We start from the raw sequence: 24,636 nt of genomic DNA, 5'->3' as shown, positions 1-24,636 counted from the left end.
ATGAGATAAAGGTTGTGTCAAGCATGATGGTTTACAGGAATTTTTTCCGGACAGCAGTGAAAAATTATTTGATCGGTTCGGCCGCAGCAGTGTTTGGCATCGGTGCCATTTTTATGTTTTCAACACTTCGCATGACAGGAAATGAAATGCTCCTTTTAGGCGGCATTCTGAGCGTATCTTTTGCAGTGATGATTCTTGCGGAACTCGCTTTCTTTACTTTTCACACAAGACCGATCAGAGATGTGCTTCTAACTGATCTTCCACCTGCTGACGCCCTGGTTTCAGCCTATAAAAGAGCTCACCAATTTCCCATGTATACGGTATTCAGGATTTACGGACCTCATCTTTTTGGGTTTTCTATCCCTGCGCTTCTGCTGACCATTCTCTCTATAAAATGGAAGCTCTTAAATTTTCCTGTTTATTATGTGTTTCTTGCCATGCTTGGTGCGATTCTAATAGCCGGCATGCACTCAGTGATCGAATTCTTTCTTTCCTCACAGGCTATTAAGCCTGTATTGAATATACTGAAAGAAAGAACGTTTAAAATACATAAAATTGATCTTGCTATGGAAGCGAATGTCTATGTTTCCATCAGGCATAAAATCATGTTCAGTGCCATCTATATCGGAGTTTTTCCCCTAGTACTTTTCAGCCTTGCCACACAGGTACATATTACAGAGGCCGGGCTTTCCATTTCCGGTGAATACTGGCGCTGGGCCGGGATTGTCCTCGTGATGTCCCTCCTCTTCTCTGTACTTGGCGCCTATTTGCTTTTTCACAACATCGTTGATCCGATTACAAGCCTGCTTCATGGCATACGCCAAGTAGAAAAAGGCGATTTTTCTTATAAAGGAGAAATTTATTCAGACGAGTTTTCCAGATTGATTGCAGGGTATAATCAAATGATTGATGGTTTGAAGGAGCGGGACAAAATTAATTCCGAACTGCTTGACAGCTTCTTCCATACCCTTGCTGTCGCTCTTGATGCAAAGGATATTAACACAGCAGGACATTCTGTCAGGGTCAGTGAATATGCTGTGATTATAGGAGAATCAGCTGGCTTGCAGCACAGTGAGCTTGAACAGCTGAAAAAATCCGCTTTGCTTCACGATGTAGGAAAAATAGGAATACGTGATGATATCCTTTTGAAGGAAGGCCGCTTAACAGAGGAAGAATTTGAAGAAATCAAAAAGCACCCAGTGATTGGCGCAAGCATCCTTTCGAAGGTTCAGCCGGCGGATGCAATGGCTTCTCTTATCCCTGGGGTGCGCTATCATCACGAAAGATTTGACGGATTAGGTTATCCTGAAGGAAAAAAAGGGAATGATATCCCTGTGTTCGGCAGGATCCTTGCTGTGGCTGATGCATTTGATGCCATGACATCAGACAGGCCCTACCGGGATGGCATGCCTGTGCACAAAGCCCTTCAGATTATTGAAAAAGGCAAAGGAACCCAATGGGATCCTTACTACGCCCAACTATTTCTAGACATCATGCAAAGTAAAAATGCCGGTCAGGCTGCCAGTGAATAAGAAGAGGGTAAGAGCTGCGCAAGCTAATTTTGAAATTCAGCATTATATTTTCTCCTGGTTATTTTTTCCTTATAAGCCAAAAGAAACAGCAGCTTTAGGACGGTTGCATTCTCGTTTCCAAAAAGTATAATGAGAGATAACCAGCAGAGATGGCTGTTATTAGCCGGCATTTCGCAGGCAATGCTAATAACGGAACACTAACAGAATAAAGGAGAGAAAGAATGGAAGACCAAAATAGTTCCTTCTCATATGAACCCACAATTGAAAATTTATCCAAAGCCATATTTGTAGTAAACAAACATGCTAAAACAGCTCCTAATCCAAAGTTTCTTTATTTGCTAAAAAAGAGAGCTTTGTTAAAGCTGCTCTCAGAAGGAAAAGCCTTTAAAAAAGGATTGCACTTTTCCCAAAATCCAAAATACAGCCGTCAGCAGTCAGATGTTCTTGTTTCAGCTGGCCAATATTATTTTCATATGCCTCCTACAAAGGAAGACTTCCATCAATTGCCGCATCTTGGAGAACTTGATGCCGCCTACCGAAACCCCAAAACTCATTTGTCCCTTACCAAAGCGAAAGCCCTTCTTCAGCAATACACCGGTCTGAAAGAGCAGCAGAGCCCTCGCAGCAAGGCAGGCCAGAAAAAGGAGCCTGTATACAGCAAGCCCGTCTTTAAGCGGCTTGGCGAAAGCTATTTTTAAGAATGAACGGCCTCACATAATTGCAAAAAGCATGCTCCTTAATGGGCATGCTTTTTGCATTCTATGTTTTTATACTGTCTTGGATAATGGAAATAAATCATCGATACAGCGCTTTAAAGAGAAGAAATATGTCGGAATATCCTTTGTCTCCAAATTTTTAAACAGCTGTTCAGACACAGACTGATAATACCACCCTTGCTGATCTCTTCCTCTTTTGAAGTGGGACCAAATCTCTTCCCCGCTTTTCTTCCAGGCTTCATGAAGGCTTTTTACGTTATCAAGCTTGTCAGCAGCAAGCAGGCATCTTTCTTCGAGCGACAGGCTTTGTATCGCCTGTATTGTGTGAAGCTTTCGTTCTTCCCAGCTTAAACGCTTGTCTTCTGTGTTAGAAGACACAAGATCAGCTACTTTTGTGCCAAAAAGCTCTTCAAGCTCAAGTGGTGAGGTTTGTGTGTCCTCCACTGTGTCATGAAGATAGCCCGCAGCAATTAATTCTTTGCCGGCTCCAGCTTTCATCAGGATGGTTGCCACGTTTTCCACATGAGAGAAATACGGTTTTCCGGATAATTTCCGGACCTGTCCCTGGTGCATTTGTTCAGCATAGCGCCTTGCTTCATCAATTAAATTCAGCGGAAGCACCTCCCTAAAGCGTTTACCCTTCATTGCTCCTGCTTGAAGACTACACCAACAGAAAGGAATACGCAAGACCTTCCTGTTTGTATAACAAGCAGTTCATTTCCCCGAACGGCTGGGTACTTTTGCTGCAATGCCTCTAACTGGCTGTTACCTAAATTATAAAATAAACTGATCTATTTTTGAAACAAGTTCTGCAATTTCCGGCTTGGACACTTGCGCTTCAGCTCCAACCATTGCGCCTTTATGAAGCAAATCATCTGTAATAAGGGATGAGAAAATAATGACAGGAAGCTTTGCAAGTCCTGCCGTGTCCTTTATTCTTTTCGTCAGATGATGCCCGTCCATTTGCGGCATTTCAATGTCTGTAATCACGAGCTGTACTCTATCCGTTATTTCTGTTCCTTCATTTACAATGGATTGAAGATAATGCAGTGCATCTTGTCCATTTTCAAAAAATTCCAAATGGTAAAAGCCCGCTTCGTTCAGCGTTTCCTGCAGCAGCTTGCGGAGAAGCGGTGAATCTTCTGCTACAACCAGTCTCTTTTCAGAGCGCTCTCTTGTTCCAAGCTTTTTAACCTGTTCAACAGTTACACCGTACTCTGGGGTAATATCCACAACGATTTTTTCAAAATCCAGCAGGAGCAGCATTTCGCCTTTCAGCTTTATCACACCTGTTACATGGCTTTCAAGTCCCTGGTACATTTGGGATGGCTTTTCAATTTCGTTCCAGGAAATACGATGGATTTGCGTAACAGAATCCACATGAAAAACCATCTTCTGCTTATTAAATTCTGTCACGATAAATTTGCTGGCGCGGGTTTGCGGCTGCGGTTCGCGATTCAGTGCTTTTGCAACATTCACAACAGGCAGAACTTCTCCCCGGAGCTCAATAATCCCCTCTACATGAGGATGTGAATGAGGAACAGGTGTAACGGCAACCGGCTGAATAATCTCTTTTACTTTTATGACATTAATGCCAAATTTATTAGTGCCGACGCTAAATTCCACCAGTTCCAGTTCATTTGTTCCTGATTCCAATAAGATCCCTTTTTGCTGATTCATCCTATTCGTCCTTCCATGTGCACACTTTTGAATTCTTCTATGCTTTATATCGGCATAAATCCTGTTTCATTTAGCGGCTGGAAAGTCGTTCATCCTTTAATATAAATATTTTAATACCCGTTCATCTGCAAGATTGGTATCAATGGAGCATGCATCAGCTTCCCTGCCGTATTGCCAAATCCAGGTATTTGCTTTGCAGTTCGGAAGGGCCGGCTGAAATTTCGGTGCTTTCTTTTCAGTGCTGACGCCTGTTTGCGGTTCAGCGCTCCATAAGATGCTTTGCACAGCTGTCTGGGGATTTTTCTTCACAGCTTCACAATAGGCAGCAGGAAAGCTTCCGCTTACAGGATCATGGTAAAAACCGGGCCTGTAGCCAGCAGAGACCATCGTTTCTATCCAGCCCGACAGCCATTCCGAATCAACAGAAAAAAAGCTTTCAACATTAGCAAAAATAGCGGTTTCTTTCGGAATTCCGAGACGCCTTGCATGGAAAACAGCATTTCTGACAGCTGTTACAGCCTTTTCTCTTCCGATCGCCTGGTCAAACACATTATAAATCGGCAAAACCTTGATATGATGGCTTCTCAAAAAGCTGATTTCCATTTTAGTCAGCCCTCTGGAGACATTGGAAATATCAGTTAAATACCTGCCCCAGAATTTCGGCGTTCCGAAGTTTTGCAGGACACAGCTCAGCAGCACCTGATCGACTTTTCTGGCCGAATCAACTCCCCATACTTTACGAGCCATGGGACCCCACACCCTTTCGCTTCATCTCTCTTGCTGCATCATATGAAAGGGCGGGCTCAGTTGTGCCGGGGTATCTATCTGTCTGTATGCTGCACAACCCTCCGGTGAATGAGAAGCCCGATCAGAACCAGCACCATCAGCGAACCAAGTGCCATTCTGCTTGCCAGGTTTCCATAATCCTTGAAAACAAATGTAATGGTTCCGTATAAAAGCGGGCCAGCAATGGCAGAAACTTTGCCGGAAAAAGCAAACAGTCCGAAGAACTGCCCCCTCTTTTCCTCAGGAGTCAAATAAACGATAAATGTGCGGGATGCCACCCACATGCTTCCGAGTGAAACGCCAAAAAGACTGCCGGCGAGCCAGAACATCCACTGCGCCTGTACAAATACAGCCATCATCAGCGCAATCAGAAGGATCCCAGCAATGTAGCCAATGGCCTTTTTAGGACCGATCCTTTTTGTAATGTACCCGAAGACAAAGGATCCGAGAATGCTTGAAAGTGTTGATACAAGATATAGAATGATAAATTGCCCTGTTGTAAAACCTGCGATGGCCTTTGCATAAACCGCCATCATGGCAATGGCTGTAGAAAGCGCGTCACTGATAAAGAAAAAAGCAATCATGAAAAGAAAAATTTCCCGGAATTTCTTCATCTCCAAAAACGTCTCATAAATTTCCCGGTATCCGCTTAGAAACGATTTTTTGCTGGTTTCAGCGGCAGGCTTCTGCTTGTCCTTTACAAAAATCATAAGCGGAAGAGAGAATACGAGATACAGCACGGCCGTCGGTATGAAAGCTTTATGAAAGCCGGAATCTCCGACAAACGGATAAACCAGCAGGCCTACGAGCGTCCCGATGTAGCCTACAGCGACACCAAAGCCGGAAATTAGAGGGATGTTCTGCTTTACTGTTAAATCTGAAATCATAGAATCATAAAAAATATTGCTGGAAGAGTAAAAAAATTGGGCGATAACAAAACAAATAATCACGAAAACGAGCGTTGCCGGCAGGCTGAAAATCTGCCCAGAAGAAGGAATGACTGCAAAAATGCCCATCATGACTGTGAAAAACACACCAAGCAGCGTAAATGGAATGATGTACTTTTTCTTTTTGCCGCTTCTGTCAATCAAAACGCCAAACAGCGGAGAAAAAAGCACCAAAAACAAGCTGGCAAGTGAATTGGCATATGAAATAAACGTACTTGCGATTTGATTCAGCCTTTCACTCTCTCCAATCGTTTCCTGCAAATAAAAAGGGAAAAAGATCGTAATAATATTAGAGGAGAAAATAGTAGTAGAAAAATCAAACAATGCCCACGACAGGATTGGAAGGGATAAAAAAAGCTTCCAAACATTTTCTTTTTGCTGCAGCTGTGCTTTTGTTTCTAATTGGGCCATAATGTGCTCCTTTTTTATTTTTTCATCCACAGGATACTTATTTCTGTTCAATATGGCCTATTCCTTTTTTGAAGAAGAGAATTTTAAAATTAGGAAGAAAAATTTGCCTGCGAACCTGATTTGCCCCGTGCATCTTTTCAGCCTTGCTGGTATAATGCTTATTGTGAATCGGCTGTGCCGGTATCATGGGTTGGGTCGAGGGTTCGTTTTTAAAGGAAGGTTCCTTTGAAAAACTATTTTCAATTGAAGGAGAATGATACAACATTTAAAAGAGAGATACTGGCTGGTGCGGTATCTTTTGTCACGATCGTTTATATCGTAGCTGTGAACGCGTCCATTCTTTCCGACGCGGGAATACCGCTTGAAGCAGGGATGCTGGCAACTGTTATTTCAGCTGTTGCAGGCTGTCTTCTTATGGGATTTATCGGCAAAACGCCGATTATTCTGGTCCCTGGCATGGGTGTCAATGCACTGTTTACGTACACAGTCTGCCAGTCAATGGGTCTGACCTGGCAAGAAGGCCTTGCAGCTGTAACAGTATCAGGTCTTCTGTTTTGCCTTATTGCCTTCACGAAGCTGACAGAGATCTTATCTGCTGCTATTCCGGCATCCATAAAAGAGGCGATAACAGCAGGAGTCGGTATTTTTCTGACATTTATCGGTCTTCAAAAAGGCCAGCTTGTCGTTTCAAGCAAAACAACTTTTGTTCAGCTTGGAAATTTGAGCAGTCCTCATGTGATCGTAACACTTCTTACTCTCCTTTTGACAGTCATCTTGTTTGCAAGGAAAGTAAAAGGTGAGTTTTTGATCAGCATCGTGTTCGGAACGGTGCTTGCGGCCTGCTTTGGGCTGATTCACCCTAACGAGACAGCTGGAGCTGCGAGTCCCCTTGCTTCCTATCTATCAGTGTTTGGGGCATTATCATTTGGCGCTATGGTAAAGGCAGGTTTCTGGGTTGCCGTTTTTTCTCTTACGATGGTCATTGTTTTTGAAAACATCGGTTTGGTTCATGGGCATACAGAGATGATTAAAAGACCTGACAAATTTAAAAAGTCTTTGCAGGCGAATGCCTTGTCAGCATTATTTTCCGGCATTGCCGGTACCAGTCCTACTGTAAGCACTGTGGAAACAGCAGCTGGAATTGCTTCAGGAGGGCGCACAGGCCTGACAGCGATCACTACTGGACTTTTGTTTCTCAGTTCTTTACTATTTCTGCCGTTTATCAAGCTCGTTCCAGACAGCGCGATTGCTCCAGTGCTGATTATTATCGGCGGTCTGATGATCCAAAGCATTCAAAAAATCAACCTGGAAGACTTTACAGAAAGCTTTCCGGCATTTTTGATCATTGCCCTAATTCCGCTAACGTACAGCATCGTGGATGGCATGGCATTTGGTTTTATTGCCTATCCCATCTTAAAAATTGCGATGAAGCGCAGACAAGAGATTACTGCACCGCTTTACATTATTGCCGTGCTCTTTTTGGCTAATTTTATCTTTCATTCCTTTTAAAAATAGCAAATTAAAAAAAGCAGCTTGAAAAAGCTGCTTTTTTTATTCTATCTTTAGGCTGAAATACTCCCTGGCATTATAGAGGCAAATATCCTGTATGATTTCTCCAAGAAAGGCTTCATCCATCGGAAGCTCCCCATTTTCTGCCCAGCTGCCAATCAGGCTGCAGAGAATTCTTCTGAAATACTCATGTCTCGGGAAAGAGAGAAAGCTTCTTGAATCTGTGACCATGCCTATAAATGTGCTGATGAGGCCTATGCTGGCAAGACATGTAAGCTGCCTTTCAATCCCGTCCTTCTGATCATTAAACCACCAGCCCGCCCCAAGCTGCAATTTGCCTTTTATCCCCCCGCCCTGGAAATTTCCGATCGCAGAAGCAAGCACTTCATGATGGACAGGGTTTAAGCTGTATAGCACGGTCTTCGGCAGTTTCCCTTCTCTGTCCAAGGCATCCAGAAAGGCGTTGATTCTTCTTGAGAGCATGAAGTCAAGCATTGAATCAAAGCCCGCATCTTTGCCAATTGATAAAAATCCCGCTGTTTTGTTATTCCTGGCTGCACCGATATGAAGCTGCATGGCCCAGCCTAATGAATGATACTTCCTGGCAAGAAAAAGCAGCAGCTCTCCCTGAAAAGATTCAGCTTCCTCATTTGTTACTGCCCCGCCGTTCATCGCTTTTTGAAAAATGGCCTCTTGATCTACCTTTTCTTGCTTCACAAGGGGAAATTCTGAAAATCCGTGATCAGAAATCCTGCAGCCATGGGCATGAAAAAAGTTAATTCTTGCTTCTAGTGCTGTCAGAAGCCCGCTGTAAGAGGCAATATGCTGAGAAGATGCTTCCTGGAGCTGCAACACGCAGTTCGTAAAATGATTCCCGCTGCAATTCAGAATGCTGTCGGGACGAAAGGCAGGCAGCACAGCACAATCTGTTTTTGAAGAATTCTCCAGCATTGCTGCATGATGCTCTAGAGAATCGGCCGGGTCATCTGTTGTGCAAAGAACTTCTACAGAAAAAGCCCTCATTAAGCTTCTTGCCGAGTATTCCCGAGATCTCAGCTTTTCGCTGCATTCATCCCAGACCCTTTCGGCATTATCGGCACTCAGCATCTCTTTTATGCCAAAATAGCGGTACAGTTCAAGATGCGTCCATAAAAAGAGCGGATTTCCAGCTGTTTTGGGGACGCATGACGCCCATGCAAGAAACTTTTGCTTATCGTCTGCATCGCCTGTAATCAGTTTCTCTTCTATCCCCAGCCATCTCATTGCGCGCCATTTATAATGATCACCGGCAAGCCACACTTCCGCCGGATTGCTGAAAATCTTATCCTCACAAATATCCCTTGCATCAAGATGAGTGTGATAATCAAAGATCGGCATATCTTTAGCATAGCCGTGATAAAGTTTTTCTCCCATTTTGCTGGAAAGCAGCATATCTTCCTTCATAAATTCCGGCACAGACCCTTCCTCCCTTTTCAGGCCGGGTTTTGCCTGCTTTGTTCCTCAAGAAAGGAACGAACAGCAGCCGGCTTGCCAGTTTTGGCAGATTCATAGATGGCAAGGATAATTTCAAGAGGCTTCAAGCCTTCCTCGCCGTTAACGAGCGGTTCCCTGTTTTCATCAATCGCCTGAATCATATCAAGAAGCTGCAGCCGGTGAGCTTCCCCGCTGATATCCTCTGGACCAGCGGCCCCTGTCCGCGTGTCCTGCACAAGGCAGCTGTTCTTCTCTTCCGTCCCATCTCTCGTAAAAAAATGGGTTAACGCATCATCTGAAATTACCGCGCTCCCTTTACTACCAAAAAGCTCAAGTCTCGCCGGAAAGCCCGGATAGGCCCCTGTTGTTCCAGTGATCGTTCCTATAGCCCCGCTTTTGAACCTGATGACTGCCGCTGCTGCATCTTCTACTTCAATTCTTTCATGGGCTAAAACGTCTGTGTAGGCGAAAACACTATCGGCAGGACCCATCAGATGCTGCAAAAGATCAATCGTATGAATACCCTGGTTCATCAGCACACCGCCGCCATCAAGCTCCCATGTTCCCCGCCATTTTCCGCTGTCATAATACTGCTGTGTTCTGTACCATGGAATAGCCGCATGCCCCATCATCATCCTGCCAAGTGTGCCTTTTTCTATTTCCATCTTTGCCTTTACTGTGGAAGCATCAAAGCGGTGCTGGGAGATGACAGACAGCTTTACTCCTGCTTTCCGGCACTCTTCGATCATAGTCAGCGCTTTTGCACCTGTTACATCCATTGGTTTTTCACAGATTACATGCTTCCCTGCCCGCGCTGCTTCTACAGCAATTGCTGAATGTGTACCGCTTGGGGTCAAAATGCTGACAATATCAATATCCGTTCTTGCCAGCAGCTTCTTGTAATCTGTATACCACTCAGCATCACATAAAGCTGCAAATGATTTTGCTTTTTCCAGGCTTTCATCCGCAGCTGCAGTAATAATGGCTCCAGGAATTTTTTGAATTTGCTGCTGATGAATGCGGCTGATTACGCCGCAGCCGATGATAGCAAATCTTGTCTTTTTCATTGGCCAGGCTCCCCCTTTTATTGCCAGTCCATGTGAAGCTTATCAAGCAGTCTTTTCAGCGCCGCTGATGCCGCCTGAAATTTATCTGGACCGCTGAACCCTGAAAATTTGCCTTCTGTCTCCAGATGAGGCTCCAGCGAAAGAAATCCTTTATAGCCGTTTTTAAGAGCTGCCGCAAGAATGTCTGCAAGCTCCCCGTCCCCCTCACCGGCCGGCACCACACGCCCATTTTGAAACAGAGCATCCTTAACATGGATTTGTGCAATATAAGGGGCAAGGAGCGGATATGCTTCTTCATAAGGCTTCACACCGCACTGAACAAAATTTGCCGGATCAAATGCGAATTTAAAGTTAGGGGAGGAAAGCTCCTTCATTAAATAGAGGCATCTTTCTGCATTGTCGCCATAAATCTCTTTTTCATTTTCATGAAGAAGCACTTTGTCCCCGCGTTCCGCTATGGAGAGCATAATCGCCAGCCTGCTTGCCGCTGCATCCTGATAAGCATCAGGATCTTTTCCTTCCGGGATAAAAAAAGAAAAAATCCGTATATGTCTGACATTAAAAAATTCAGCTATTTTAACCGCTTTTTCCATTTTCTTCAGATGTTCATCAAACGGATCCTGAATGGGTATTTTCCCAATTGGAGAGGCAATCGACGAAATACCGATTCTCTGCTCGCTGAGCTTTGCCTTGACTGCTTCAAGTTCCAGGTCTGATAAATCCAATATATTTTTGCCCCATACTCCCCGTAAATCCATGAATCCTATCTGTTCTCTCTTCAGTATGTCAAGCTGGCCGTTCAGATCCTCTGAAATTTCATCAGCAAAACCTGCAAGGGTAAACATGTAAACATCCTTCCTGTTTGTCCTTCATTTTAAAGAGCATGACAAGCTCTCCCTATTAACTATATGCATACCCCTCTTCAGGAAAGAAGAAGTTTTCAACAGCTAATCACAAGTTCGACAAAATGATTCAAATCGGGTATGAGACAAATAAAAAAGTAGGACTATTTACCTTTACAATAATTTAACATTCAGAAAAATATTGTTTTTTATTTTTTATAGTAAAATAGTAGTAATAAGTAAGGGGAAACAAGGAGACGGTATGAATGATAAAGATTGGAGACATTATTGACCGCGTCCCGTCCGTCAGTTTACAGGCGAAGAGTTCAGAGGTTAAGGCTTTATTTGAAATGCATCCTGAGCTGGAGGGAATTGTTGCTGTAAACTCAGACGAACCAATCGGTCTTTTGATGAAATCACACTTTTATCAAAGGCTATCAGCCAAATACGGGTATGATTTATTTATGGGAAGATCAATTGAACTTGTAATGGACAAATCCCCGCTTATCGTTGACTACTTTGCATCCATTACTAAAGTCAGTTCTCTCGCGATGAACAGAAGCCAGGAGCATTTATATGATTATGTAATCGTTACCTTAAACGGTTCACTTGCAGGCGTTGTGAGCATAAAGACCCTTTTGATCAAGCTCGCTGAGGAGCAGGTGAACATTGCTACCTATTCCAATCCGCTGTCAGGCCTTCCAGGGAATGTGCTGATAGAGAACAAGCTTAAGCAAGTTGTCAGCAAACAGGAGCCTTATACTTTTTTGTATACAGATCTTGACCATTTTAAAGGCTATAATGATACCTATGGCTTTAATAAAGGCGATCTCCTTATTAAAGAAACCGCTGGAATTCTAAATAAATATATTTTGCTGAACGGAACTGAGGATGCCTTCGTTGGGCATATTGGCGGAGATGATTTTATTGCTGTTCTCCCGCATTATGATTTCGAAAATATTTGTGAATCGATTATTCAGGAATATTCGATTCGGCTGAAGCAATTTTATGAGGAAGAGGACTGGGAGAGAGGCTCGATCTATACCCAAACGAGAGACAACCGCTATGTCGATATCCCTCTGGTTTCCCTTTCCATTGCCGTCCTGACAAACAAGGACAGACATTTTCAAAGCGTTGAAGAATTGAGCAACACCGCGGCAAAGGCTAAAAAACAGTGCAAGGCTAATACCGCAAGCTGCTATATCCTTTACAGCGAACCCGAGGCAGTAACATGAAGAAAAGCGTCAGTCCGCATGCTGCGGATTAACGCTTTTTTGGTTTATCCTAAACAGTAGTATTTCCCGCAGCTTAGGGCAAGCTTGTCTTATACTTCAGAAAGGAGGCACCCACATGACGAAACGCAACCATAAAACAAAATCAGGACTTCAAACAGCCAAAAGCCTGACAAGCATGGAAATGTCCAATGAACCGTCAGCTGCTGAAAAAAAGACTGAAAAAACAAGACCAAGAAATCAATAAAAAACGAAAAGCGCAAGCCGCTTGTTCAGCCCCGACAAGCGCTGGAGGAAAAAACCAGAAAGTCCGGTCTTAGACTTTTTGGTTTTTTCTGAAGCGACTCGAGGGGCTAGCGGCTGGAGCTGGACAATTTAGAAAAGCGCAAGCCGCTCGTTCAGCCCCGACAAGCGCTGGAGGAAAAAACCAGAAAGTCCGGTCTTAGACTTTTTGGTTTTTTCTGAAGCGACTCGAGGGGCTAGCGGCTGGAGCTGGACAATTAGAAAAGCGGAAGCGCCTTGACCAGCCCCGACAAGCGCTGGAGGAAGAATCCAGAAAGTCCGGGTTTGACTTTTTGGATTCTTCCGAAGCGACTCGAGGGGCTAGGCGCTGGAGCTGGATCAAGAAAAGCGCAAGCCGCTCGTTCAGCCCCGACAAGCGCTGGAGCTGGACAAACCGGCTTCTGATATCCCGCTGTCGAAGTGAAATTAAAAAGGCTGGTCTCATGGCCAGCCTACATAAAGAATTCTCTTATCGGATTTTCATGTTCTCTCTTTTCCATTTTCTCAAGGAAAGCTTCGCGTCTTTCCGCCTGATCATAAATTTTATCAATTTCTTTTTTATAAAATTTCATATGCTCTACCGTCAGGGCATTAAACATTTCACTTTTAAGCTTTTGAATAATGGCTTTTTCTTCTTGACTGATATAACGGTCATCATTTGTCATGGTCCGCATCCTCTTTCTGTGAGGGTTTTATTTATTATATTTCGTCCTCAATTTGAGACTTATGGGGGTCTGACCGACATATTTTTTACAATTTTTCAGATTTACTGTATCTAAAATATCCTTTTTTCCGAAAGAAGAGGATCATCCCTCCAGCTATGGCTGCCATTACGCCGAGTACAATAAAATAGCTGTATTTTCCTTTTAATTCAGGCATGTTGACGAAGTTCATCCCATATAAGCCCGCTATAAACGTCAGCGGCAGGAAAATGGAGGAAATGACAGTTAAGGTCATCATGATCCTGTTCATCTTTTCAGAGCTGATGGATAAATAACTGTCCCTGATATCAGCAGTCAGTTCCCTGTTTGCATCGACCATTTCCACTTGCTTCAGCAAATGGTCATAAACATCCTGCAGATAAATCTCCTTTTCTTTCAGCTTGCTGAGCTTTGGTGAAGAAATCATTCTGTAGAGAAGATCCCTCATCGGAATAATGGTCCTTCGCAGCTTATATAGATCACTTCTGATTGAAAACACCTGATCCATTAAAAAGCTGACGGACTGACCTCTTGTGTTTTCTTCTATTTCGTTAAGCAAATCCTCCATTTGATAGACAGGAGGAAAATAATCATCCACAAGTCCGTCTAAAATTTGATACATAATCTGCATTGGGCCTGTTTGAAGCATAGGTTCTTTTTTTACTTTCAAAAAAAGGTTATTTAAATCTCTTACAGAGCTTTTATGAAAGGAAACGATATATTGTTCGCTGACGAATAAATCCACTTCTTCGGCAGCAAGTGTTTTTTGGTGAATGGAGTGCAGAACGAGAAAGTAATAATCATCATAAAAATCCATTTTAGGACGCTGAACAAATTCAACGCAATCCTCTATGGCTAACGGGTGAAAACGAAAAAAACGCGAAAGAAGGTTAATTTCCTGCTCCGTGGGAGCCTGGAAATCGACCCAAAACCATTTTATCTCCTGCTTTTTTAATGATCTTAACGGTAGATCGTAGATTACTTCTCCTGAGGATGTAACAGCTAAAGTCTTGATCATTAAAATTCCAACCTTCTATCTTCATTTGCCTATTAGATGGTATACCCCGGGTTTACGAAATAAAAACCTCTTTTGCCGGCTGATTCTTCACCATTTCTCCGATTGAAATGCAAGCAACATTGAGCAGATAATGATAAAATATTGTCTAAGCATGTTTAGAAAAGGTGATTTATATGGAACATTTAATTCAGCCAAGAGTAAAAGAAATAGAAATTTCCGGTATCAGAAAATTTTTTAACCTTGTGGCCGATTATGAGGATGTTGTCTCCCTGACAATCGGACAGCCTGATTTCTTTACTCCGCACCATGTCAAAGCTGCCGCTAAAGAAGCTATTGACCGCAATTTTACATCCTATACGCAAAATGCAGGCTTTCTGGAATTGAGGAAAGCAGCATGCCAGTTCGTACATAAGAAATACCAGCTGAGCTATCAGCCTGAAACTGAAATCATTGTGACTTCCGGAGCAAGCCAGGCAATTGATGTGGCGCTCCGAACAATCCTTACTGAAGGAAGCGAAGTAATTATGCCCGGTCCGGTATATCCGGGCTATGAGCCGATCATCCGTTTATGCGGCGCTGTTCCGGTTATTGTCGATACGACAGACAATGGATTCAAGCTGACAGCTGAATTGATTGCTTCCCATTTGACTGATAAAACCCGCTGCGTCATTCTTCCATACCCTTCTAATCCGACCGGTGTCACACTAACAGAGAAAGAACTATTGGATATTGCCGGCCTGTTAAAAGGAAAAGAAATATTTGTCCTGTCTGATGAAATTTACAGTGAGCTCGTTTTCAGAGGGCAGCACACGTCCATCGGCACCATGCTGCCGGAACAGTCCATAATTATTAACGGTTTGAGCAAATCTCACAGCATGACTGGCTGGAGAATCGGCTTTTTGTTTGCGAGGAAGGACATTATAAAGCATATGCTGAAAGTACATCAATACAGTGTTTCCTGTGCCTCTGCCATTTCACAGAAAGCAGCTTATGAAGCCCTGACGAACGGCTTTGACGACGCCCTTGTGATGCGTGAGCAGTACAGCAGGCGCATGAACTACGTTTATGGAAGGCTTATCAACATGGGAATTGACGCTGAAATGCCGAGCGGCGCCTTTTATTTATTCCCTTCTGTACACCGCTTTAGGCTGTCTTCATTTGATTTCGCCATGTCACTCGTCAGCGACGGCGGTGTAGCACTTGTTCCAGGAAGTGCTTTTTCACGGTATGGAGAAGGCTATGTTCGCCTCTCTTATGCCTATTCGATGGAAAAACTTGAGGAAGCCATGAACAGGATGGAAAAATTCCTGAGCAGGATATCCAGTTAAAATGATGAGGCGGTTCAATGACTGAACCGCTTTTTTTATTGGAGCAGAGATCATAAATGCATTTAGACTGCTGATTTGCATAATCAAGGCGCTTTTTAAAGTGGAAGTGCAATCGTAAACACTGTTCCCTCTCCTGGTTTGCTTTCTGCCTGTATGCTGCCATTATGATTTTCAATAATATTGTACGTAATCATTAAACCAAGCCCCGTACCTTTTTCCTTAGTTGTGAAAAAAGGCTCTCCCATTCTTTTCAGCACTTCTGGAGGAATTCCTTTCCCTTTATCTCTGACCTGGATCGTCAGTTTCTCCCTATCAGCGTTTGTGCTGATCAGAATTTGTCCTCCCTCCGGCATGGCATCTATGGCATTTTTAATCAGGTTAATAAACACTTGTTTCAGCTGGTTTTGATCGCAATTAATCTGCAGGCCGGAAGCTTCGTGATTTTGTAAAATTGAAATGCTGCGCAGATTTGCCTGTGTTTCGAGAAGAGTGACAACATCCTGGATTAAGGTTTTTATGGATGTGCGGGAAAAGACGCTTTCCTGCGGCTTCGCAAGAAGAAGGAGCTCGCTGAGGATTAATTCAATTCTGTTCAGCTCAGAGAAAACAATACTATAGTAAGGATTCGTTTCTTTCGGAGGCTGCATGAGCTGTAAAAAGCCTTTAATGGCTGTAAGAGGGTTGCGGATTTCATGAGCAATTCCTGCTGCAAGCTGTCCTGCGACGGAGAGCTTTTCAGATCGCAGCATTAATTCTTCCGTTGTTTTACGGTCAGATATATCCCGCAGAATCATTTGGACGGCAGGCTCGCCAAAAAAAGTCGTCGGAATGCACACTGCTTCTGTATAAATAACAGTTCCCGCGAATGTTTTCCAGGACTGCTTGATCTCTTCCACTTCGCTTTTGCCGCTTAAAATGCGATCCAGCACACATTTTGTCTGCTGCTGATCTTCTTCCATCATAAAGTAAAAAATACTTTTCCCAAGCAATTCAGGATAATCATTTGCATGAAAAAGATTGACGCCTGACTCATTCATAAACACCCAATTATATTGGTGAATAACCGCTATCGTATCAATGGAATTTTGAATCAGCTTTTGATATCTTTCCCTGCTCTTCTGAAGAATCTTTTGGAATTTTTTCCTCGAAGAGATATCAATCACTACGATCAGCTCGGCCTTTTGGCCATTATAAACCGTTGATGCGGATTTTACCTCTGCTTCAACCAGTTTTCCATCGAGCCTTTTCCATGTTTGCTCAACCAAGCCTACAAAAGAGTTATTATGCAGCCGAGAAATACAGGTTCTTGTTATGTCATGGTATTCCTCTAATATAAAATCAAAGACACTTCTGCCTGCGAGCTCCTCCGGTGAAGCTGCTCCAAGCAAAGAAACCATTGACTGATTAACATATTGAAACTGCCCGTTTATCGCTATAAAAACCGGTGAAGGCAGGGTTTCAAGCATGGATAATGCCTCTTCTTTTAAAGGAGACTCCTGCTTTTTTTCCGTATAGCGGTCTTTTGAGAGCGCTAGAAATGATGGCCAGTACGGCACATTGCTGCATAATTTCAGTTTGATGACCACTTCCCGTTCTTCGGAGACAAGCCTGTTTTCAATAAAATCGGCACTTGTTTCCACCCATACATAATCGTATGTCTTTTTTTGAAAGCGGAAAGTGCAAGGGTACAAATGATGATCGTTGTAAAAATAGCTCTCTACAAGGAAGCTGTCTTCAGGATGTATCATTTCTTTTATATATTTGCCTACCAATTCCCCCTGCTCATAGCCAAAATGCTGCTTAGAATTGGACGAAATAAACAGTATTTTGCCGCTTGATGAGACAACTGCGTAAAGATCTGCCTTTTCGGCTGCTGCCTGGCTCTTCACTAGCTTTTGGTTCATGACCCTCTCCTCCTTCAAAAGGAAACAAGCACATATATGAAATCCCGATCACGTGCCGCACTTCATTGCTGCCGGGTATATATCCATGTATTACCAGAACTATTTCGGTGATGAAACGAAAATTCCTCCAGTAAAAAGGAATTATTTCACCTGCCATTTTTAACACAAAAAGCCAAGGTGACATCATTGGTTTATAAAACGCTGATCATGATGCAGGAGTCCTAAATCGTTCAGTCTTTATTAAAGAGCAAATGAAAAATGCTGCCGATTAGGCAGCATCTTTATTCATGCATTCCGTTCCATTCTCCCTGGTTCTTGGAGGATTTTTCTTTTTTTAACTGTTCTTGCTGCAGCTTGTTTGCATCATGGCTGCCGCCTTCATGGTTATGCATTGAATCAGTTACGCTAGAATCAAACCCCTGCTTGCTTTTCTGGTCAGGGTTAGTTTTCCGTTTTGGCATGCTGCTGCCTCCTTCTATTTTTCTATAGTATGAAGATGTGAAGAAGGTTTTATTCTGTCCAGATCCTTTTCACTTGCCCCGCTAACTCCCATCAGTTAAAATTTTCCTTCCATATAATGTCCCTTTTTTTGCTCCTTCCGAATTAAAGGCAATGCTGCTTAAAAGAAAAACCTTTTGCTCATATAAAACAAAAAGAGAGCAAGTCTGCTCTCTTTTATTGGCTTGATTTAGGATCTTTGTAAACAACATCCTTAGGATTTCTGGCCGTACTGTATTCTTTTTGAAGGGACATATAAGCTTTGACCACTCTGTCAGCTATCTGCAGATTGGCTCCAGAGCCCTGTCCATATGGAACAACGACACTGAAAGCTATTTCCGGATTATTGGATGGATAGTATCCAACAAAGTTTACGTTCTCAGAGTAGCGGCCGTCTTTTCTAGTCTGGGCAGTACCGGTTTTTCCTGAAACCGGTATCCCTTTAAAGACGGATCTCGCCGTCCCATGAGCTCCTTTTGTTACTCTTTCAAAACCCATGTGAACTCGGTCAATATCACTCTGCGTGTTATCTATTTTATTAAGTACCACTGTATTTTGCTGCTTAATTAAAGGCCCCATTCCAGGCATGTCTGTCGGTGAATGCACGGAGTTCAGCATATGCGGCTGAATCCGATATCCATTATTCGCAATGGTTGACACGTACTGAGCCAGCTGAAGCGGGGTGTACGTATCAAATTGTCCAATAGCATAATCAAGTAGCCCCTGTCCATAATATTGTGGATCTGACTGATACCCCGGGGATTCGTTCGGAAGGTCAATGCCAGTTTTCACGCCGAGTCCCAGCTGGCTGAAGTGATTGCGGACATTCCGCAAATCCTGACGACCCGCAGGGAATTTCATATTAGGAGTATAGCCCTTAGCACCGGCAATTTTCAGCATTGTTTTCCACATGTAAACGTTCGAGCTTTGCTCAAGCGCCTGCACGTCACTGATAGGACCTAAAGATCTTTTGCCATGAGAGGTTTTAACACCTGTTCCAGCAAGTTTCAGCGGCCCATCCACCTGGATTTCTCCGTGCTTCAAGCCGTATTTATATCCTGTTAAAAGTGTTGCCCCTTTTACAACTGAGCCCATTGGATACTGGGTTGTAAAGGCACCAGGCGAAAATTCCTGCACGCCTTTTGATGTAGCTTGTTTCCCGGCGATGCTCAGCACTTCTCCTGTATGCGGGTCCATTACTACCACAAAGGCACTGTTTAAAAGGCTTCCAGTTGCTCCTCTTTGTTTTCCTTTGTAGATTTCTTCTGTAATGATTTTCTCCACTTGCTTTTGAAGCTCCATATCAATAGAAAGCTGAAGGTCAAATCCTCTGCTTCCCGGGTCTACTACTTTTTCGGAGATCTCATTTCCTTTGCTGTCTGTTACATATTGGACTTGTGATTTTTTCGGTTTTAAGTACTGCTCGTATTCTGATTCCAGGTAGCCTTTTCCTACCCTGTCATTTTTGGCGTATCCAAGGGATTCGAAGTAATCCTTCCGTTCGAGCGGTATTCCCTGTTCAGGAGTCGTTACACCGCTCAGCAGGCTCCTCATCGTGTCTCCATATGGATAGGCCCTGTCCCAATCTGTTATCACGTTCACTCCAGGCAGGTTTTCCAAATTCTCTGCGACTTTCGAGATTTCTTCTTTCGTTAAAACGTCTGCTGAATTTTTCTTTGCAGGAGTATTGGTGGACTTAATGATTTGAGGTTCATACGCGTAGCCTGACGAAAATCTTTTGTAGATGACCGCTTCGTTTCTTTCGCGGCTGTCCTGCATCATATTTTCTACTTCTGATTTAGGAACGCGGCCGAGCTGAATTTTGTAAGTTTCTTTAGGAGTTTTTTTCAATTCTTCCTTTGTTAATAGCGCTGCAGCCTCATCAGGATGAGAGGCGAGCCAGTAGTCCCGGAAATCCCGGTCTTTCAGCTTGCTCCCTGCAATGGGCAATGAAATCATCTCTGCAAGCTTTTTCGCAGCAGCGACTTTGTCGGCTGCTTTGGTTTTGCTTTCGACTGTATAGGTGATGGCTTCAACGCTGCTGTTGTCTACAATAACACGTCCGTATCTGTCATACATCTTACCGCGCGGTGCAGGGTAGGAAGCGATATTGGCATCTGTTCTTGTCACAACCTTTGTGTATTCTTCACCTTTTACAATCTGGATCACACCAAGCCGGAGAACTAAGGCAACAAAGATCAGAAATACAACGAAAAAGAAAACGTTGATTCGCAGCTGTCTTGATTTTTTGGTCTTGCGGTGTTCGGAAACACTTGCACTTTGCTGTTCAGTCAATGCCTGCTTTCTCCTTTCTTTATGTCAAAATTCCTCAAAATTCGATAGGGAGCGACTAACACTATCCTATTGTAACATTTGCTTAATACTTGTCACATATCTAAAGTCCTAAATTAACTGTCAAGTGCCGATTTTATGAAATCCATACTATCACAGGAAAATTTTTGGAGCCGTATTGAGAGCGCAAATGAAAATCCTCTTTTTGCAAACCCTGATAGATCAAGGATTTGGAAGGTGATTTTTCATTGCGGCTGGATAATATTTGTCAATGGAAAACAGTGGTCCGATTATTACAATAAAACCCATGATATGATGTCCGTGGCAAGAAAAAAAACATTTTCACAGGAGGCTACAGCATATGAATATGAAGAAATCTTTCGTTCTATCTGTTGCAGCTGCAGCTGCACTATTTACTTTCCAAGGTGCGAACGGAGCAAGTGCACAGGAGCTTTCACAGCAAAACGTTCAAGCCAAAGTTGCTCAAATCGGGAATATCAGCCCTGAGCAAGCTCAAAATCTACTAAAAGGTCAAATTGACCCTCAACAAATACAAGAACTATTAAAACAGCAGCAAGGAGCTAACAGCGGTCAGCAGCAAGCTCCACAAGGCGAGCAGGCTCAAGCGCCCGAAGCACAAGCTGGACAGCAAGGACAGCCTTGCCCTGCTCAAGCTCAGCAGCAAGAACAAGCTCAGCCAGAACAGGCTCAGCAAGCTAAAAAACAGCAAGCACAAGCGCCGGTTCAAGGCCAGGCAACTGCACAGCCTGAAAAGAAAGCAGCAAATAACACACAAAAATCAGATTCACAGGCTAAAAGCTTAAGTGAATTCGAGAAAAAAGTAGTAGATTTAACAAATGCAGAGCGTGAAAAGCAAGGTCTTAAACCGCTTCAAGCAGATGAAAAGCTAAGCCAGGTTGCACGCGCAAAATCTGAAGACATGCAGAAAAACAACTATTTCGATCACCAAAGCCCGACATACGGTTCTCCATTCGATATGATGAAAAAATTCGGAGTAACTTATCAGTCAGCAGGTGAAAACATTGCAATGGGGCAGCAGACTCCAGAAGAAGTAGTCCAAGCTTGGATGAACAGTGAAGGTCACCGCAAAAACATCTTGAATCCTGACTTCACTCACATCGGTGTCGGCTATGTGAAAGACGGCAACTACTGGACTCAAGAATTCATCGGAAAATAATGATAGATTGATTAACTAAGAGATAGCCTTAGCGGCTATCTCTTTTTTTGTCCTTATTATTTTTCCCAAAGTTTGTACAAAGCATGCGTACCGCTGTTTTCCTCACCGGCATCTTTTAATTCCATGTATAATTTTCTGGCAAGAGAAAGCCCTGGAAGGTTCAGCTGAAATTGCTCTGCTTCTTCCAAAGCAATGCCCATATCTTTAATAAAATGCTTTACGTAAAAGCCAGGCTCGAAATTGCCGTCTAGCATTCTTGGAGCCAAATTGCTGAGCGACCAGCTTCCGGCAGCACCCGCTGAAATGCTCTTCAGAACAGTTCTTGGATCGAGGCCAGATGCTTCTGCATATGCCATTGCTTCCGAAACGCCAACCATGTTTGAGGCAATCGTAATTTGATTGCACATTTTTGTATGCTGCCCTGCCCCTGCCGCGCCTTGATAAACGATGTTAGAACCCATTGCTTCTAAAAGCGGCAGCGCTTTGTCAAATATGTCCTTGTCGCCTCCTGCCATAATTGCAAGCTTTGCCTCTTTCGCACCTACATCTCCGCCGGAAACAGGTGCATCAAGGGCATGCAGGTTTTTCTCTTTCGCTCTTCTATATATTTCTTTTGCCAGTGAAGGTTTTGATGTCGTCATATCAATGAGAATACTCCCAGCTTGAGCATTCTCAATAATTCCCTTCTCGCCGAAGTATACCTCTTCAACATCTTTCGGGTAGCCGATCATTGTTATCACGGCATTTGCTATAGCAGCCGCCTCCATTGGCGTTTCTGCCCACTCTGCACCGCTTTCCAAAAGCTCACTCGCTTTTTCTTTCGTCCGCGTGTAAACAGTCAGCTCATGGCCTGCTTTCATTAAATTTGACGCCATGCTTTTTCCCATAACACCGATTCCGATAAACAATATTTTAGCCAATGCCAATCTCTCCTCTTTGCTGCATTCTTAAATGGTTTTCACAAGCCCTCCATCAATCAAAAGCGTTTGTCCTGTCAGATAGGTGTTTGCATCAGAAAGCAAAAATGCCGCATAGTTAGCGAATTCTTCCGGACTGCCGTATCTTTTCAAAGGAATTTTAGAAAGCTGCTGTTTTTCCATCTCTTCTATTGTGATTCCGGCTTTTTCTGCACCCGCTTCATCCAGATATTTAATCCTGTCAGTAGCTATTCTTCCAGGTGCAAGTGTGTTAACAAGTATGTTGTAATCTGCAAATTCCTGGGAAAGTGTTTTCGTCAATCCGGCTATGCCCAGTCTGAAAACATTGGATAGCAGCAGATTCGGAAGCGGCTCCTTTATGGAAGAGGAAGCAATATTAACAATTTTTCCGCCCTTTTCTCTCATATAAGGCAGCACTTCCCTGATTACCCTGATGTAGCTCAGCAAGTTAAGCTCAAAGGCAGCCTGCCATGCTTCATCACTCGTTTCTTCGAAAGTTCCCGCTGGAGGTCCGCCTGCATTATTCACAAGCAAGTCGATATGACCGAACTCATCAGCTGCTGTTTTTACAGCTGCAGCAATATCTTCTTTGTTTGTTATGTCGCACCGTGCATGCACAATCCGCCCGGTACCTATGTAGGATAATTCTTTTTGGAGTTCTTCAAGTTTTTCTTCATTTCTTCCTGTGATGATGACATTGGCTCCTTCTTTTGCGAGTTTCTCTGCGATGGCAAAGCCAAGTCCCTGACTTGATGCCATAACCAATGCCGTTTTATGCAGCAGACCAAATTCCATGATGAGCCCTCCCCTTAACCATTTGATACCTTCATTCTACCAATAGAATGCTGCTGTGCGCCAATAAGAAGCGCTCCCTGCCGGAAAAGCGGCTGCGGTCCTGGCTGCGTCAGCAGCACACCAGAAAAAAGCGAAAAAAACGGGCTCATGACAGCCCGTTCATGTAAAGTACTCAATTTTCGCGTTTGGAAAATAATGATCGATATAGCTTTCAAGGGTTTCCCTGAGACTATATTCTTCTTCTTTTTGATAAATATATTTACCGATTCCGTATCTTCCCCATTTGTATCTTCTTTCTTCTTCATCCATTTCGAGTTTTGTTTTTGGATAGTTTTTTTGAATGACACGTTTGGCAGGCTTTGTGAAGCGGTGCTGAATCATTTCAAATGTAATGTCAGTCTGAAGCTCCTTTGGTATCGCATCATAAAGCTTTTGGAAAAGCTCTTTGTACCCTTCCTGCCACCCTTCGTGAATGTAAATCGGCGCAACGATAAAGCCGAGAGGATATCCCGCTTTGGCAACCTTCACCGCTGCTTCAATTCTTTGGTCCAAAGGAGAAGTGCCGGGTTCGAAATTTTTGATGACATAAGCAGCATTCACACTGAAGCGGAATCTCGTTCTTCCATTATGATCGGCATCAAGCAGATGATCCACATGATGAAACTTTGTAACAAAGCGCAGTCTGCCCATATCGGTTTTACCGAAATATTCGATTGCCCTTTTTAAAGAATGAGTCAAATGATCGACCCCGACAATATCCGATGTACACGAGGCTTCAAAACGGGTCATTTCAGGTGCTCTTTCTTCCATATATTGCTTAGCCCTGTCAAAAATCTCATCCGTGTTTACATATGTTCTGATGTATGGCTTCGACCCCATCGTTGTCTGCAGGTAGCAATAATGGCAATGGCCCATGCAGCCAGTAGCAAGCGGTATCGCATATTCTGCCGAAGGCTTTGAAGTGTCAAAATCAAGCGTTTTCCGAACACCTACCACAAGTGTGGATTTGGCATTCCTGTATTGCTGCAAGTGGTTTTTCCCCGGTATGTCACGCACCTGGTTATGCGACGTTGTTTTTCTTATTTCAAGACCCATGTCTTCAAATTTCTTTTTCAATTCGACCCCTAAAGGGTATTCCAGCGCACGCGGTTCAATATAAACCAGCTGCGGCATAAATGGTTTTATCACTATTCCTGCACATCCTTTTTCGACAATCATGATACTTACATTTTTCACTGCAGCAGGCTGTCTTATCCGGATGGACAGCTGGCAAAAACAGGCGTTCAAATTAGAAAAGCGGAAGCGCCTTGATCAGCCCCGACAAGCATAAGACGGGCAGCCGGTGAAAGGCGTTTTTTCCTTTCTCTGGATGACCGGCTTATGACCTCGAGGGGCTAGGCGCTGGAGCTGGACAAAGAAAAGCGCAAGCCGCTCGTTCAGCCCCGACAGCTGCTTGCGCAAAAATCCGAAAGATTTAACCGAGCCAA

The 24,636-nt window shown here is 43.5% G+C and carries 22 protein-coding genes; 7 read left to right on the top strand and 15 right to left on the bottom strand.

Going from position 1 to position 24,636, the window contains the following annotated elements; all coding sequences use genetic code 11:
* Positions 1-23 precede the first annotated feature (23 nt).
* Positions 24-1,532, top strand: coding sequence for an HD-GYP domain-containing protein (locus LRR81_RS14525; RefSeq protein ID WP_231790108.1), 1,509 nt, complete (start codon positions 24-26; stop codon positions 1,530-1,532).
* Positions 1,533-1,753: 221 nt separating this feature from the next.
* A complete protein-coding gene (locus tag LRR81_RS14520) occupies positions 1,754-2,230 on the top strand; it encodes a YkyB family protein (protein WP_231790107.1) in 477 nt (158 codons plus the stop codon).
* Between the two features lie 69 nt (positions 2,231-2,299).
* On the opposite strand, the gene LRR81_RS14515 is transcribed toward LRR81_RS14520, so the two are convergent.
* From LRR81_RS14515 to LRR81_RS14500, 4 genes are all read right to left on the bottom strand, one after another.
* Positions 2,300-2,893: an HD domain-containing protein gene (locus LRR81_RS14515; RefSeq protein ID WP_231790106.1), complete on the bottom strand. Its 594-nt coding sequence runs from the start codon at positions 2,891-2,893 to the stop codon at positions 2,300-2,302.
* A 129-nt stretch (positions 2,894-3,022) separates the two neighbouring features.
* Complete coding sequence (locus LRR81_RS14510; protein ID WP_231790105.1) at positions 3,023-3,928, bottom strand: chemotaxis protein; 906 nt, start codon at positions 3,926-3,928, stop codon at positions 3,023-3,025.
* Positions 3,929-4,024: 96 nt separating this feature from the next.
* Positions 4,025-4,675, bottom strand: coding sequence for a glycoside hydrolase domain-containing protein (locus LRR81_RS14505; RefSeq protein ID WP_231790104.1), 651 nt, complete (start codon positions 4,673-4,675; stop codon positions 4,025-4,027).
* Positions 4,676-4,749: 74 nt separating this feature from the next.
* Entirely contained in the window at positions 4,750-6,072 is a 1,323-nt protein-coding gene (locus tag LRR81_RS14500; RefSeq protein WP_231790103.1) for an MFS transporter, read from the bottom strand.
* A gap of 225 nt (positions 6,073-6,297) precedes the next feature.
* On the opposite strand from LRR81_RS14500, the gene LRR81_RS14495 reads away from it, so the two are divergent.
* Positions 6,298-7,581, top strand: a complete 1,284-nt coding sequence (locus LRR81_RS14495; protein ID WP_231790102.1) for an NCS2 family permease — start codon at positions 6,298-6,300, stop codon at positions 7,579-7,581.
* Between the two features lie 42 nt (positions 7,582-7,623).
* Here LRR81_RS14495 and uxaC read toward each other — a convergent pair whose 3' ends face one another.
* Genes uxaC through LRR81_RS14480 form a run of 3 tightly spaced genes read right to left on the bottom strand, consistent with a single transcriptional unit; the run spans position 7,624 to position 10,966 of the window.
* Positions 7,624-9,036: a glucuronate isomerase gene (gene uxaC / locus LRR81_RS14490; protein ID WP_231790101.1), complete on the bottom strand. Its 1,413-nt coding sequence runs from the start codon at positions 9,034-9,036 to the stop codon at positions 7,624-7,626.
* A 17-nt stretch (positions 9,037-9,053) separates the two neighbouring features.
* Positions 9,054-10,121 (bottom strand): Gfo/Idh/MocA family protein, encoded by a 1,068-nt coding sequence (locus LRR81_RS14485; protein ID WP_231790100.1) that lies wholly within the window; start codon positions 10,119-10,121, stop codon positions 9,054-9,056.
* 17 nt (positions 10,122-10,138) lie between these two features.
* Positions 10,139-10,966: a sugar phosphate isomerase/epimerase family protein gene (locus tag LRR81_RS14480; protein ID WP_231790099.1), complete on the bottom strand. Its 828-nt coding sequence runs from the start codon at positions 10,964-10,966 to the stop codon at positions 10,139-10,141.
* Positions 10,967-11,229: 263 nt separating this feature from the next.
* On the opposite strand from LRR81_RS14480, the gene LRR81_RS14475 reads away from it, so the two are divergent.
* A complete protein-coding gene (locus tag LRR81_RS14475) occupies positions 11,230-12,198 on the top strand; it encodes a GGDEF domain-containing protein (RefSeq protein ID WP_231790098.1) in 969 nt (322 codons plus the stop codon).
* Between the two features lie 115 nt (positions 12,199-12,313).
* Positions 12,314-12,442 carry a hypothetical protein gene (locus tag LRR81_RS21270; protein ID WP_269448671.1) on the top strand — a complete coding sequence of 43 codons (129 nt, stop codon included), beginning with the start codon at positions 12,314-12,316 and terminating at the stop codon, positions 12,440-12,442.
* A gap of 487 nt (positions 12,443-12,929) precedes the next feature.
* On the opposite strand, the gene LRR81_RS14470 is transcribed toward LRR81_RS21270, so the two are convergent.
* Together LRR81_RS14470 and corA are read right to left on the bottom strand one after the other, a co-directional pair.
* On the bottom strand, positions 12,930-13,142 hold the full coding sequence (locus LRR81_RS14470; RefSeq protein ID WP_231790097.1) for a hypothetical protein: 213 nt from the start codon (positions 13,140-13,142) through the stop codon (positions 12,930-12,932).
* 85 nt (positions 13,143-13,227) lie between these two features.
* The gene (corA, locus tag LRR81_RS14465; RefSeq protein ID WP_231790096.1) at positions 13,228-14,196 is read right to left on the bottom strand and encodes a magnesium/cobalt transporter CorA; all 969 of its coding nucleotides are present in this window, start codon (positions 14,194-14,196) and stop codon (positions 13,228-13,230) included.
* A gap of 173 nt (positions 14,197-14,369) precedes the next feature.
* Between corA and LRR81_RS14460 the strand changes: the two genes are divergently transcribed.
* Positions 14,370-15,524, top strand: coding sequence for an aminotransferase A (locus LRR81_RS14460; RefSeq protein ID WP_231790095.1), 1,155 nt, complete (start codon positions 14,370-14,372; stop codon positions 15,522-15,524).
* 95 nt (positions 15,525-15,619) lie between these two features.
* Here LRR81_RS14460 and LRR81_RS14455 read toward each other — a convergent pair whose 3' ends face one another.
* From LRR81_RS14455 to LRR81_RS14445, 3 genes are all read right to left on the bottom strand, one after another.
* Positions 15,620-17,428, bottom strand: a complete 1,809-nt coding sequence (locus tag LRR81_RS14455) for a PAS domain S-box protein (RefSeq protein ID WP_231790094.1) — start codon at positions 17,426-17,428, stop codon at positions 15,620-15,622.
* Positions 17,429-17,709: 281 nt separating this feature from the next.
* On the bottom strand, positions 17,710-17,889 hold the full coding sequence (locus LRR81_RS14450) for a hypothetical protein (RefSeq protein ID WP_231790093.1): 180 nt from the start codon (positions 17,887-17,889) through the stop codon (positions 17,710-17,712).
* A 214-nt stretch (positions 17,890-18,103) separates the two neighbouring features.
* Positions 18,104-20,221 carry a peptidoglycan D,D-transpeptidase FtsI family protein gene (locus tag LRR81_RS14445; RefSeq protein WP_231790092.1) on the bottom strand — a complete coding sequence of 706 codons (2,118 nt, stop codon included), beginning with the start codon at positions 20,219-20,221 and terminating at the stop codon, positions 18,104-18,106.
* Positions 20,222-20,585: 364 nt separating this feature from the next.
* Between LRR81_RS14445 and LRR81_RS14440 the strand changes: the two genes are divergently transcribed.
* Positions 20,586-21,416 (top strand): CAP domain-containing protein, encoded by an 831-nt coding sequence (locus tag LRR81_RS14440; RefSeq protein WP_231790228.1) that lies wholly within the window; start codon positions 20,586-20,588, stop codon positions 21,414-21,416.
* 56 nt (positions 21,417-21,472) lie between these two features.
* On the opposite strand, the gene LRR81_RS14435 is transcribed toward LRR81_RS14440, so the two are convergent.
* The 3 genes from LRR81_RS14435 to splB form a co-directional block, all read right to left on the bottom strand.
* Positions 21,473-22,336, bottom strand: a complete 864-nt coding sequence (locus LRR81_RS14435; RefSeq protein ID WP_231790091.1) for an NAD(P)-dependent oxidoreductase — start codon at positions 22,334-22,336, stop codon at positions 21,473-21,475.
* A gap of 27 nt (positions 22,337-22,363) precedes the next feature.
* A complete protein-coding gene (locus LRR81_RS14430) occupies positions 22,364-23,149 on the bottom strand; it encodes an SDR family oxidoreductase (RefSeq protein ID WP_231790090.1) in 786 nt (261 codons plus the stop codon).
* A gap of 159 nt (positions 23,150-23,308) precedes the next feature.
* On the bottom strand, positions 23,309-24,337 hold the full coding sequence (splB, locus tag LRR81_RS14425; protein ID WP_231790089.1) for a spore photoproduct lyase: 1,029 nt from the start codon (positions 24,335-24,337) through the stop codon (positions 23,309-23,311).
* Positions 24,338-24,636 lie beyond the last annotated feature (299 nt).

The sequence above is a fragment of the Metabacillus kandeliae genome (genome assembly GCF_021166585.1).
Classification (GTDB): domain Bacteria; phylum Bacillota; class Bacilli; order Bacillales; family Bacillaceae; genus Metabacillus_B; species Metabacillus_B kandeliae.
The sequence above is the reverse complement of the archived record's forward strand: the minus strand, read 5'-3'. Positions and strand labels throughout refer to the sequence as shown.